This is a genomic window from Polaribacter sp. HaHaR_3_91, from assembly GCF_019278525.1.
In the GTDB taxonomy this organism is placed as follows: domain Bacteria; phylum Bacteroidota; class Bacteroidia; order Flavobacteriales; family Flavobacteriaceae; genus Polaribacter.
Window position 1 is genome coordinate 3,454,869 of the sequence record NZ_CP058986.1, and the last position, 14,308, is coordinate 3,469,176.

The 14,308-nt window shown below is 32.0% G+C and carries 9 protein-coding genes; 6 read left to right on the plus strand and 3 right to left on the minus strand.

Annotation, left to right across the window (positions count from 1 at the left end):
* Window positions 1-3: 3 nt before the first annotated feature.
* Complete coding sequence (locus H0I27_RS14480) at window positions 4-1,521, minus strand: alpha-L-fucosidase (RefSeq protein ID WP_218731328.1); 1,518 nt, start codon at window positions 1,519-1,521, stop codon at window positions 4-6.
* A gap of 304 nt (window positions 1,522-1,825) precedes the next feature.
* On the opposite strand from H0I27_RS14480, the gene H0I27_RS14485 reads away from it, so the two are divergent.
* From H0I27_RS14485 to H0I27_RS14510, 6 genes are read left to right on the plus strand one after another with little or no spacing between them, the layout of a single operon-like run.
* On the plus strand, window positions 1,826-4,945 hold the full coding sequence (locus H0I27_RS14485) for a TonB-dependent receptor (protein ID WP_218731329.1): 3,120 nt from the start codon (window positions 1,826-1,828) through the stop codon (window positions 4,943-4,945).
* Window positions 4,946-4,992: 47 nt separating this feature from the next.
* On the plus strand, window positions 4,993-6,798 hold the full coding sequence (locus tag H0I27_RS14490; RefSeq protein ID WP_218731330.1) for an alpha-L-fucosidase: 1,806 nt from the start codon (window positions 4,993-4,995) through the stop codon (window positions 6,796-6,798).
* Window positions 6,799-6,809: 11 nt separating this feature from the next.
* A complete protein-coding gene (locus H0I27_RS14495; protein WP_218731331.1) occupies window positions 6,810-7,958 on the plus strand; it encodes a putative glycoside hydrolase in 1,149 nt (382 codons plus the stop codon).
* Window positions 7,959-7,962: 4 nt separating this feature from the next.
* Window positions 7,963-9,504, plus strand: a complete 1,542-nt coding sequence (locus tag H0I27_RS14500; RefSeq protein WP_218731332.1) for an arylsulfatase — start codon at window positions 7,963-7,965, stop codon at window positions 9,502-9,504.
* A 7-nt stretch (window positions 9,505-9,511) separates the two neighbouring features.
* Window positions 9,512-10,900, plus strand: a complete 1,389-nt coding sequence (locus tag H0I27_RS14505; protein WP_218731333.1) for a sulfatase — start codon at window positions 9,512-9,514, stop codon at window positions 10,898-10,900.
* A 57-nt stretch (window positions 10,901-10,957) separates the two neighbouring features.
* A complete protein-coding gene (locus tag H0I27_RS14510) occupies window positions 10,958-12,796 on the plus strand; it encodes an arylsulfatase (protein WP_218731334.1) in 1,839 nt (612 codons plus the stop codon).
* 192 nt (window positions 12,797-12,988) lie between these two features.
* Here H0I27_RS14510 and H0I27_RS14515 read toward each other — a convergent pair whose 3' ends face one another.
* A complete protein-coding gene (locus H0I27_RS14515) occupies window positions 12,989-13,465 on the minus strand; it encodes a DUF4625 domain-containing protein (protein ID WP_218731335.1) in 477 nt (158 codons plus the stop codon).
* Window positions 13,466-13,524: 59 nt separating this feature from the next.
* Window positions 13,525-14,295: a DUF4625 domain-containing protein gene (locus H0I27_RS14520; RefSeq protein WP_218731336.1), complete on the minus strand. Its 771-nt coding sequence runs from the start codon at window positions 14,293-14,295 to the stop codon at window positions 13,525-13,527.
* Window positions 14,296-14,308 lie beyond the last annotated feature (13 nt).

Below are 14,308 nucleotides of genomic sequence, written 5' to 3' on the forward strand. Positions count from 1 at the left end.
AAATTAGTTTAAAAATATTTTAAAACAAATAGCTGGCTGATTCGGTAATTTCTTAAAGTTATTTTTAATAATTAACCCCTCTTTTTCTTGCTGCCAAGTAACTTTTTCATCACTTCCTAATAATTTAATTTCTTTTATTTTCTTTTGTAAAACACCACCTTTATGTAGTGTTTTAATTAAAACATCTTCTGTTGGTGCTGCTAAAACAAAAGCAAAAAGATTTCCATCTTTTGTCGTAATACGAATGTCTTTTTCAGAGAATTTTTTTAGATTCTCACCGGCTCTTTTAGTAACTATTTTTAAAGGACCTTCACCATAAATTTTCCAAGGTCTGGTGTTGTAAATTCCATCTTGATTAATTTTTACAAATGCACCAAAATCAGACAACATTTTTATTTGATTATCAGGAATCGTTCCATCGCCTTTTAAAGCAATGTTAATCATAACCACACCATTTTTACTTATGGCATCAATAGCATTACCTATTAATACATCTAAAGACATTTTGGTAAAAGAATTCTTTCTATAAAACCAACTCCCAGATAAATCCGTTGCCCAAATCCATGGATATTTTTGTTGTTCACCAAACATACCTCTTTCTAAGTTGTAAGTAAATGCCGCTTTATTCTTTTTTATATCTTTAAAAGATAAAACGGTTGTTTGTTTTCCGTTATTCTCTTTTAAATCTCTATTTAAGTAATCAGAAAATAATTTAACACCCAATCCTTTTCCGGTTTTTATTGTTGGATAAGGAGAATCGTTATTAAACATATCTGGATCATATTTCTCTATCAAATCCCAAGAACGTTTGTACCAATGTTGGTTCCAACTATCTTGGCTAGCAAATTCGAAAGAATCATAATCCATGTTAAAGAATTCCCATTCAGGAGTACCTTCTTTCTGAAATTTTCTTGCAGTTCTAAAAAAACGAGGAGACCAATATAAATGAGTTGAAACTCCGAATTTTAAATCATATTTTGTTGCAGCATTTTTCCATTCTCTAAGAATGTCCTTTTTGGGGCCCATTTTAACAGAGTTCCAAGGAAAAAAAGAATCATACATATCAAAATTATCATGATGCGTTGCCACTGGCATAATAAAACGAGCGCCACATTCTTTCACAAACTTTACAATTTCATTGGCATTAAAGTTTTCTGCTTTAAAGTCTTTTATAAATTTTTCATAACCAAATTCAGATGGTTTCCCATATCTTTCTGTATGCCATTTGGTTAATTTTACAGTTCTCATTCTGTCTGGTTCGTTTCTGGCATCGTAATCTGTATCACCATACATTCTTCTTCCATAATGCGATCCATCTTCTATTCTATTTTCATCAATAGAAGAAGGAATTCCCCAATGCATCCAAACGCCAATTTTACCATCTTGAAACCATTCTGGTACCTGATAGTTTTTTGCCATGGATTCCCAATTAGGAGCAATTGTTTTTTGAAACTGATTATTCTGACAGAAAACAAAAGTTGCACTTAATGTTAAAAAAAAGATTGTTGTAAATTTCTTCATTACTTAATTCATTTATCAGGTAAACAAAGTAACTATTTACCTATTAACAAACGATTCTCTATTCCATCATTTTTTTGCTGTAAAAAATAAAGATCAATAACAATAAAGAGAAAAAGGTTTTATAGAAAACAAAAAAAAGAGGCACTATTAAAAGCAATATTTTCTTTAAACACCTTATATATAGCACGAAAATCAAGGTATATTTCTAGTTGTTTTTTAAAATGAGCAAAGAAATGATTGAAATAAGAAGACCCTTTGTTTAAATAAGTTAGAAATTAGCATCAATAAACTAAACCAAATACACATGAAAAATATATTAACTATTATTATTGTTGTTTTGATGTCTTCTTTTACTTTTTCACAAGAAAATGTAATTAAAGGTAAAGTTACAGACGAGAGTAATACACCCTTACCTGGGGTAAGTATTATTGTTAACGGAACTACTAATGGTACAGTCTCTGATATGGAAGGGGAGTATATAATAGAGGTAAAGAAAGTTAATGCAGTAATGACATTCTCTTATTTAGGCTATAAGACTAAAGAAATTGCAATAGCAGATAAAAAACAAATTAATGTTCAAATGGAAGTTGATGCGCAATCTTTAACAGAGATTGTGATTACAGGAATTCGTGCTTCTAATATATCTGAAGTGAGAGCTAAAAGAGAAGCAGCTATAGTTATAGAAGCAATTACTCCAGAAGATATTGGAAATTTTTCTGACACCAACGCAGCAGATGCTTTGCAAAGAGTTGCAGGTGTACAAATAGAAAGAGATGTTGATGGAGTTTCTGGAGATAGAGTTTCTATTAGAGGTATAGGGCCGCAATTTGTTGGTGTAACAATGAATGGACGTACACCAATCTCTGCAGGTAATGAAGGGAAATCAGATTTTAGAAAGTTTAACTTGAATGTGATTCCTACCGAAATTATTTCGGGAGCAAGAATTCATAAGACAACGCAGGCTAAAGAAGTTTCAACAAACCTTGGTGGTACTGTAGATTTTCAAACGATAAGACCGTTAGAAGCAAAATATAGAAAGAAGAATTATTTTGCCAGTGTAAATGTAAGAGGTGCGTCTAATTCAACAATTGAAGATCTTGATTTTGGTCAGAGATTTTCAGGAGTTTATGGAACGAAAATAAATGAGAAACTAGGTGTTGCACTTTCAATTATTTATGCTGATGAAGACAATATAAAAGATGAAGCTTCTTTAAGAGGAATTACACAGGGTATAAATCTTACGGATGAAAATGGGACAGAGTATTCTGATGTAATTGTTGGTAGAACCATTAATAATTCATTGTTAAGAAAAAATGAAGTGCGTTTTGCAACATCTGCAGCTATACAATGGAGACCAATAAAAGAAATAGATATGGTATTAGACTATACTCGAACAACTGTAGAAGCTAATTCGGATAGACAGCAATTTCAGATAGGTTTGGGAAGTACAGGAGGTACTCAATTATTAGGGGGAAGCCATATTTTTAATGAAGGAGATCTTGATTTTAATGGAAATATATTAACTTATATTAGTCCTTCTTCAGAAGACAATGTTAGGACTACCATTACAAATGCAAATCAATTTTATGACAATCACTCAACCAATAATATAGTTGGTTTAAATACAACATATAAACCAATAAATAAATTAAAAATCATTTCAGATGTATCGTATTCAGATTTAAATTATTTTCAAAATTTAACGCAAATAACTCACAGAGTTCAAGGACGTAACGGAGGGTATGATCAAACAAGTTTGGATGTTGATTTGAGAGGGGATACTCCTGATTATGGATTACCCGTAGAGGCTTTTGATCCAGCTTCTTTCGACCTTAATAGAGTTTCACGTAGACTTATTAGAACTAAAGGGTATAATTATGCAGCAAAAGTTGATTTTGAATATGAGTTAAAGAAAAAATCAAAAATATCTTTTGGATCTAGATATTCGGTAACTGATTTTGAAGCTAGACAAACAACTTCTTCGCATACTGATAGTGATCAATTAAGTGGTTTATATGGAGGTATTGTGGCTGACCTAAATTCTAGTGGTGCTTATACTGATCTGTTAGGAGAGATTACGGGCGTAGGTTTTAATGAAGGTAATGTTGCTGGTTTAGAAAACGGATGGGTTAAAGTTCCAGGGCAAGCTGTACTAGATTTAATGCCAGGTTATTCTGATGTAGATGGAGGAAGTATTTTTGATTTTGATGTAGATTTAAAAGACGTAAAGGCAGAAGAAAATAATCTAGGTTTTGATGCTAGAAGATCCTACGGTGCAAATGAAGCTAGTACCGATTTTTATACACAAATGGATATAAAAACAGCGCTTCTTAAGCTTCCTGTAAGTTTAAATTTTGGAGTTAGAGCTGTAAGAACACAAAATAAATCAAGAGGATTTAGTGGGGTAGCATTTGAAGATGCAGATACTGGCGATGATTTGGATGAGTTTTCAATAGAGAATTTTTATTATGAAGTAGAAACTTCAAGATGGGATGTATTACCTAGCTTTAATGCCAATTTTACCTTACAAAAAAGAACAAAATTAAGATTTAGTGCTTATAGAGGAGTTTCAAGACCAAAGTTTGTAGATCTAATTCCAAACAATGAGATTACTTTTCTATCCAATATTGCCCCTGAAGATGCAGCAGACTTAGCTAATTCGGGACTAAGAGGAACCATTGTATCTGGGAACCCTGATTTAAAACCTTATACAGCATGGATGTATGATACTACTTTAGAATTTTATACTAACAACGGAGGTGCTTTTATTTTTAGTGCTTTTTATAAAGATCTCAAAAATTACATCGTAAAAGCAGTAACACCAGATCAAACATATCCAGGAGAAGAATTATTAGGGATAGCATTACCTGATGGAACAGGTGGTACTGATGATTTAACTGGTTTGCTATTTGATATAACCAAGCCAGTAAACATTACAGATGGACAAATTTATGGTTTTGAAGTAGGATTGAATCAACACCTTTCTTTTTTACCTGGTTTTGCAAAAGATTTTGGTGTAAAAGCTAATTATTCTTACGTTGAAAGTGAATTTGATGGAGATTTAGGGGAGCAAGCTGATGGTTTTCCTGGTACAGCTAAGCATAATGCTAATGGAACTTTGTATTATGAGCGATCTGGTTTTTCTGTAAGGTTTACAGCAGCTTATAGAGGTGATTACCTGAGTAATTTAGGAGCTATCGGAGGAAATACACGTGCAGATGAACCACACTACACTGAAGGAAATACTACTCTTGGAATTACCGTTAGAAAGAATTTATTAAATAAAAAATTACAACTTAGTGCAGGAGTATCCAACCTTACAGGTGAAGATATTCGCAGATTTCAAGGAGGTGATACTAGAAATTTTTCAGCTTACTATGCTAGAAACCCTATTTGGAAATTAACGATGAGATATAAATTTTAATAGAAAAAATAGTTGATTCAAAATAAATTTAATTAGAATATACACATATGTTTAAAAAAGGATATTTAATTTTTTCCGTTTTAGTACTCTTTATCGGTGTCTTAGATATAAATTCTCAAGAACCTAAAGAAAAAGGAATGGAAGAAATGTGGGGAGAAACGAAAGTTTCTGGAGATGCTTTAAAAAGTGGAAAAGCAAAATTGTTTGATGAAGGTAATTACGGAATGTTTATTCATTGGGGATTGTTTTCAAACCTAGCAGGTGTTTGGGAAGATAAGACCTATTATGGTATTGGAGAATGGATTATGAATCCTAGAATGGCAGGTATTCCTGTGGAGGATTATAAGAAAGTTGCTAATAATTTTAATCCAACAGGATTTGATGCTAAAGCAATTGCTCAACTAGCAAAAGATGCTGGTATGAAATACATTATTATTACAAGTAAACATCACGAAGGATTTGCCATGTTTGATAGTAAAGTAAGTGATTTTAATATTGTAGATGCCACTCCATTTGGTAGAGATCCTATGCATGAATTATCAGATGCTTGTCATGAATTAGGGTTAGGTTTTGGCTTCTATTATTCACATAATCAAGATTGGACTGCGCCAGGTGGAACAAGAGGCCCTAAAGTTGATGAAAATGGAAAAGAAGCTACATTTGAAGATTATTTCTACAATAAATGTAAGCCACAAGTAAAAGAAATATGCTCTAACTACGGACAAATTGATTTTGTTTGGTTTGATACTCCTGGAGATATGGAGGAAAAATATGTGGTAGAATTAGCAGATATGGTAAGAGAATTACAACCAAATGCAATGATGTGTAGTAGAGTTGGTTATGGTTTAGGAGACTATGCTAGTGTTGGAGATATGGAGGTGCCTACAAAAAAAATTAAAGGATTATGGGAAACTGCAGATACAAACAATGATTCATGGTCTTATGCTTGGTATGATAACAACTTTAAGAGTCCTAAAGTAATTTTAGGAAGAGTTATAGAAACTGTTGCAAGAGGTGGTACTTATTTATTTAATGTAGGTCCAAATCAAATGGGGGTTATTCCAGAAATTGGAGCAAAATTCTTAAGAGAATCTGGAGATTGGTTAAAGAAATATTCTCAAGTTGTTTATAACGCTAATCCATCACCTTGGAGTTACAAATTACCTTGGGGAGATGTTACAACTAAAGACAACTCTATGTTTTTAGCGGTTTCGGAATGGCCTACAGATGGTAAATTATACTTACCAGGATTAAAAACCAAAATTAAATCAGCATATATTGTTAATCCTAAAGGGAAAAACAAAAAAGTTAAATTTAATCAAAGTGATGATACTGATTGGGTTTCTTTTGATGTGCCTTATAAAGCACCAGATGATTTAATTTCTGTTATTGAAGTAAAGTTTAATGAAGATGATACAATTTTAGTAGAAGATAATTCTTTAGGTGTGTATCCAAATACCGATACTGTTTTAATTACAGAATTTGGAGAAGCTAAAAATGCAACTCAATCTAACAAACGTTGGATGGAAAAGTTTGGTGAATGGAAACATGCTGATCAAGTTAGTGATTGGAAAGAAAACGGAACAATAACATGGAATATTGATGTTAAAGAAGCAGGTTACTATTACTTAGATTTATCGTATGCAGGTAAGGAAAGGTTGGTATGGAAAACTGTTACAGATGAAGGTGTTGAGGTACAAAACCAACAGGCAGCTACAGAAAAGTATGTTTTTTACAGCATGGGTATCTTAGAATTTAAAACTCCAGGGTTACATACAATTACAACATCTTTAGTTGAAGGAGATAAAAAAACATCAAGTTTAAAATCTCTAAAATTAAGACCAATCAAATAAATATAAGAATAATGAAAACCCCTTTTTCACATACATCTTTGTTCCTAATTTGTTTATTTTTAGTGCAAACAGCATTTTCTCAAAACGACTCATATTATCCAGATTTTAATTGGGATAAAGTTCCTGTAGCTTTTCACTTTGGAAAAAAAGGAGATCTTTTAACAAAAAAAGAGGCAAAATTTATTGCTAGCCATTCCAATTTTGTGGTATTAGAAAAAGCACATGGTTTTCCAAAATATAAATATTCTGAAGAATCAATTGCTGCAGATGCTAAAGTTTTAAAAAAGCTGAATAAAGATGTAAAAGTGGTTTTTTATTGGAATGCTTTTTTAGATTATTCTATGTATAAAGCACATGATGAATATCAAACAAAAAAAGATTTGTGGCTAAAAACAGCAACAGGCGAGTTCGATTTAAAAGACAATAAAATGAAACGCTATGATTTATCTAATCCTGATTTTAGAAATTGGTGGTCTAATGTTGCTAAAGAAAATTTAGAGAATAAAAACATAGACGGAGTTTTCTTTGATGCACTAAATCAAGTAACCAGTCCAGGAAATAAAAGACTATGGGGCGTAGAAAAATACAATGCAATTCAGCAAGGTTTAAAAGATTTAATTAAAGAAACTAGAGCTAAAATTGGTGATGATAAAATTATTGTTTACAACGGAATTCGTTCTACTCCACTAAGAAATGCAGGAAATGATTTTCCTGAAAACACAGATGCCATTATGATTGAGCATTTTGGATATTTTAATAGCAAAACAAAAGAAAGTATGCTAAAAGATATTCAAGAAATGGAAAAAGCGGGAAAAAGTGGGAAAATTGTAGTTTTTAAATCTTGGCCAGAAAATGCTTGGTTAAACAAGAGTTTTATGGCGAAATCAGAAAAAGAAAAAGAGAAAATTTCTAAAGAACACTTAAATTTTGCTTTAGCTTCTTTTTTGGCTGGCGCTCAAAAACATTCTTATATTATTTACAATTGGGGCTATCGATTAAGTATGGGATCGCTTTTATGGTATCCAGAATTTGATAAACCTTTAGGAAAACCTTTAGATGACATGCAAACAAACGGTTGGGTTTTAACCAGAAATTACGAACATGCAAGCGTTTGGGTAGATTTAGAAAAGAAAAAATCAAGAATCGACTGGAAAAAATAGAGTTATGAAATTAAGTAGCTATTTTTATTTATTCATATTGATAGTTTTATCATCTTGTCAAAAGAAAACAAAATTACCAAACGAAATAAGTAAACCTAATATTATCATTTTTTATGCTGATGATATGGGATATGGAGATTTAGCAATTCAAAACCCAGAATCTAAAATACCTACGCCAAATTTAGATCAATTGGCAAAAGAAGGCATGCTAATGTCAGATGCACATAGTTCTTCTGGTATTTGTACACCTAGTAGATATGCACTTTTAACGGGTAGATATCATTGGCGAGATTTTAATGACATTGTACATTCCATGGGCCCCACTGTTTTTAAAGAAAATCAGGTTACTTTGCCTAAAATTCTTAAAGAAAATGGTTATCATACAGCAGCTATTGGCAAGTGGCATTTAGGTTGGGATTGGGAAGCAATCAGAAAAAAAGACTTCATTCAAAAAGAAAAAACACAATTAAGAAATAAGCAAGTAGAAATTTGGCCAGCACAAGCCTATGATTGGAGCAAGAAAATTCCTGGTGGACCTTTATCTATAGGGTTTGATTCTTATTTTGGAGATGGAACTATAAATTTTCCTCCATATACTTGGATAGAAAATGACAAGGTTACAGAAGTACCAACATTAACATTACAACATCCAAAAGAAGATTTTGCTTTAGAAGGTAATTGGGAGTTAAGACCAGGTCCATCCGTAAAAGATTGGGATTTTTACAAAGTTTTACCTACTGTTACAAGTTCTGCCGTAACGTTTATTAAAAATCAAGAAAATGCACAAAAACCTTTCTTTTTGTACATGGCATTTCCTTCTCCACATGCACCAATAATTCCGAATGAAGAATTTAGAGGAAAAAGTAAAGCAGGTCCTTATGGTGATTGGGTGTACCAAACAGATGATGCAGTTGGACAAATTTTAGAGGCTTTAAAATTGATAAAAGCAGATGAAAATACCATTGTTATTTTCACTTCAGATAATGGCTCAGAAATATATGCTTACAATCGTATTAAAAACTACAATCACGATAGTTCACATCCCTTTAGAGGTGTAAAAAGAGATGTTTACGAAGGAGGACATCATGTACCTTTTGTCGTAAAATGGCCAAAAAAAATAAAACCAGGTACTACAAGTAAGCAATTATTTAGTCAAATAGATATTTTAAATACGTTAGCAACTATTACAAATAGTAAAGTACCAAAGGGTTTTGCACATGATAGTTATAATTTTTCGGATGTTTGGTTAACAGAAAATAATAAGATTGTAAGAGAAAATATTATTCATAATACATTTACATCCAAATATGCTGTTAGAAAAGGAGATTGGTTGTATATCAATAATAAAGATGGTTATCATGCTAGAATACCTAAATGGTTTAAAGAAGGACAACGTTTTAAGGCCGATAAGGATACCGTGCAACTTTTCAATCTTAAAGACGATATCGGACAATCTACTAATTTAGCAAGTCAATTTCCAGAAAAAGTAAAAGAATTAGCAGCAGATTTAATCAATCAACAGAAAACAGAAACATTTCAAAATTAAAACTATTATGAAAATTTCCTCATTAAGATATATCACATTATTACTAGTTATATTTTCAAGTGTTTCTTGTAATAACAGTAAAAAAGAAGTTGAAAAAGCAAGTGAAATTACAAGGCCTAATATCATTTTTATTTTTGCAGATGATTGGGGTTATGGAGATTTAGGCGTATATGGCAATAAAGAAGTGGTTACGCCAAATTTAGATAAAATGGCTGCAGAAGGAACAAGGTATACGCAGTTTCATGTTACTAGTGGTGTTTGTTCTCCGAGTAGATCATCCGTTTTAACAGGACATTTTCCTGCAAGACATGGTATTCATGGTCACTTAGCAGCACATGATTTTAATGTAAAAAGAAATATGCCAGATTATTTAGACGATTCTTTACCAGTTTATTTACCAAAAACAATGCAAGAAGCAGGGTATAAAACAGCTCATTTTGGTAAATGGCACTTAGGTGGTGGTGGTTTGCCTAACGGCGATCCTAATGCACCTGAACCAAAAGTGTATGGTTATGATGAAACCAGAGTTTGGAACGGAAATGGACCAACTTGGAAAGGTGATAAAAAATGGCAAACAACTAGATATATGGATAATGATACACTTTGGGTACAAAGTTCTAGTAAAATTGTTGTTGATGAAACCATTGATTTTATCAAAAGAAATAAAGGAAAACAACCAATGTTTATAAATCTTTGGTTGAAAGATCCACACACACCTCTTTGGCCATCAGAAGAACAGCGTAAAGATTTTAAAGGTTTATCACCAAGTAAAGAAACGTATTATGCTGTTTTAAAAGATGCCGATTTTCATGTTGGAAGATTATTGAATTCTTTATCAGAAATGGGATTGGATGAAAATACATTAGTAATTTTTTCTAGTGATAATGGTCCAGCAGGATGGGGGCCTTCTAAAGAAGCAGGTTCTACCGCAGGTTTAAAAGGTAGAAAAGTAGACATTTATGATGGCGGAGTTAAAGTGCCTTTTATTGTAAAATGGAAAAATCATGTTCAGGCAAATAAAGTAGATTCTACAAGTGTACTTTCTACAGTAGATTTATTACCAACATTTGCCAGTCTAGCACAAATAGAATTGCCAAAAGACTATGCTATTGATGGAGAGAATATAACATCTATTCTAGAAAATGAAAATTTTGAAAGAACAAAACCATTGTTTTGGGAATGGCGTTTTACAAATTTGAATACAGATCATTGGGCTGAAGGAGCCATTAGAAAAGGCGAATGGAAAATGTTATTTAATGATAAAATCAATAAAACGGAATTATATAATATCACAAAAGATCCGTTTGAAAAAAATGATTTAGCAGAAAATAATGAAGAAATTGTAAACGAGCTTAAAAGCTTGTGGCAAGATTGGAAAGAAGGTTTGCCTAATTAGGTTTAAAACTGTTAAATAAAACAAAAGCTTATTATCTACTTTTTAAAATAAATTAAAATGAATAAAAAATTAGTATTGCTAATTACTCTTGTAGGAATTGCATTTTCGTGTACATCTCAGTCTAAAAAAATTACAGATTCTAAAGTAACCCAAAAACCGAATGTAATTATTGTTATTACAGATGATCAAGGTTATGGAGATATTGGGGCGCATGGTAATACATTGGTAAAAACGCCTGCTTTAAATAAATTTCATGATGAATCTGTTAGATTAACAGATTTTCATGTTGGTCCAACTTGTGCACCTTCTAGATCTGGTTTAATGACCGGTAGATATGCTGATAGAGTTGGTGTTTGGCATACAATAGGTGGCGTTTCTATTTTAAGAAAAGACGAGGTAACTATGGCGGATGTTTTTAATGAAAATGGTTACGAAACTGCCATGTTTGGTAAATGGCATTTGGGTGACACCTATCCTTCTAGACCACAAGATAAAGGTTTTAAATACACTATTTCTCATGGAGGTGGTGGCGTTGGTCAGACTCCAGATTATTGGGATAATGATTATTTTGATGATACGTATTTTAAAAATGGAGTACCAACCAAATATGAAGGATATTGTACAGATGTTTGGTTTGATGAAGCTATAAAATATATTGAAGAAAAGAAAGACCAACCATTTTTCGCTTATATTTCTACAAACGCACCTCACCTACCCTATAATGTTCCAGAAGAATATTATAACAAATACAAAGATTTAGACATTCCTGAGTTTCAAAAAGTATTTTACGGAATGATTACCAATGTAGATGATAATTTTGCGAAACTACAAAAGAAACTTGAAGATTTAAATATTGCAGATAATACGATTGTAATTTTTATGACAGATAACGGAACTGCTTCTGGTTATAAAACTGTAGGAGGTAAATTATACGGTTTCAACGGTGGAATGAAAGGAACTAAAAATAGCGAATATGAAGGTGGACATAGAGTACCGTTTTTTATATCATATCCAGGTAAAAATATTAACGGAGGAAAAGATGTTACCGATTTAACCGCTCATTTAGATATTTTACCAACATTGGCAACTTTGTGTGATTTGGATTTTCCTGAAAGACAAAAGAAAATTGATGGTTCAGATATTTCTTCTTTGCTTTTAGGAACTGAAAAAACCATTGGAAGAGAATACTTAATTACAGATTCTCAACGTGTACAAAGTCCTATAAAATGGAGAAAAAGTGCTGTAATGTCTGACAAAATGAGATTGGTGAATGGTACAGAATTGTATGATATTGCTAAAGATCCAGGTCAAGAAAATGATATTGCAAAGCTATTTCCAGAAAAGGTAGAGAAAATGCGAGGTTTTTATAATGAATGGTGGAGTTCAGTTTCTACAGAATTCAATCAGTTTCCTGAAATAATTCTAGGTTCTGATAATCAAAACCCAATAGAGTTAACATGCCATGATACACATATTCATGAATCTCATCTTCCTTGGAATCAAAATTATATAAGAGATGGAAAAAAGAATCCGAAAGGCGGCTTTTTTACTGTAAATTTTGAACACTCAGGTTCTTATAAAATAGAAATTAGTAGATGGCCATTTGAAGCTGGTTTAGCTATTAATGATGCTGTTGCTGGTAGAGAAGGAACATTATCTACAGAAGCCATTAATGAAGGAAATGCGATGACTTTTAAATCAGGAGTAGTTAAAATTGGAGCCTGGGAACAAAAATCACCAATAGCAAAAGGAGCAAAATCTTTAGCTTTTACTGGAAATTTTACAAAAGGAAAAACAGATATGAGTGCTTGGTTTGTAACTGATAAAAATGTAGACTGGGGAGCATACTATATTAAAGTAACAAGAATCTCTAAAAAGTTTACTTTGTTAGAATAATTATGTAAAGAGATACTGCCGAGTGTTAAAAAATTAGTCAAGCTGTGTTTTTTAACCCTGTATACAGCTCAAGAGGTTGCAGGTTTAAATCTCGCCATGGTCACCAATAAAACCAGTACTTTCCAACGACTTAGAAATTACTGGTTTTTTCATTTGTAGAAAATTTGACTACTTTTCTATAATTAAGATTCTTTAAATAATTTTTATATCTACAGAAGTTCTACTTTGCCAACCAGTTACATCTGTTACAGAATACGCACAGTGATAATCTCCGGGGTCTATATCATTGGGGATTGTAATTGAAATATTAATTTCATAACTAGTTACTCCATCTACTATCGAATAGTTTTCCATAAATATTAATGGATTTACAGCTGTTTTTATAGCTTCTAAATCACATTGCACCCCTTGATCGTCATGTGTATGGTGATCAAAATTATGATGAATATCAATACTGTAAGAAGCTAATTCTTTATTATCTGTAACCTGAGCTCTAAAATTATAAGTTTCTCCTCTTGAAAGTTGAGTACAGCCTTGAGGAAATCCTTCATTATAATTAATAGTAATTGTTGGTTTATCTAAATCCTTATCAATGCTGTTATCATCTGAACAAGCAGCAATGCATATTATAAATGATAAAAAACAAATATATTTTAGTGTAAATTTCATTTTTATAGAATTAAAACCGCATAACAACATTTAATGCTATGCGGTAATTTTATTTTTAATTAAGCCGTAACATCAATATGTGTTTCATATTCTTTCGTATTTCCATCTTCATCTTCTACTGTAAAAATGATATGATACTCACCAACTGGAGCAGTTGCAGGAACATCTATATGCTCATGAAACTCAATAGAAGTTTGCTCATGATACTTTTCTAAAAACTCTTGTTCAAAATCCCACTCTACCTCTCCATCAGCAACAGTAATTCCATGTGCATGTGCATCAACAGAAACACTGTGAATACCATTTACAGCATCAATCATAAATTCTACATGAAAATCACTTCCTCTAGCTACTGTGCTGTCAATAGAAATATCGCTTAAAGTAATAGGGTCTAAAATTTGTATATGCCCGTCTACTTCTGTACTATTACCTAACTCATCTGTAACAGTTAATTCTACATGATATTCTCCTGCAGGAATATTTGAAGGAACATCTATATGTTCATGAAAAGTAGGATTAATTACCAAGTACTCTGTATCTGTAAATACTTGTTCAAAATCCCATTGAACCTCATCTTCTCCTAAAGCCAAATCATGACCATGAATAGAAAGTGTAATACTACTTACAATAGCTTCTGCATTAATTTCTGCTTCTAAATGAATATCCGATCCTTTATAAGCTACTTGATCGGTAGTGTGTTCACTCCCTTTTCCGTACTCAAAACCTGAGATTATTGGAGCATTTAAGTCCAAGGTTTCATCACTACTACATGATTGTAAAGTAATTCCGACAAAAGCGATTACTGCTAAAAATTTAAAATTTGTTTTCATAATTTTGGTTTTC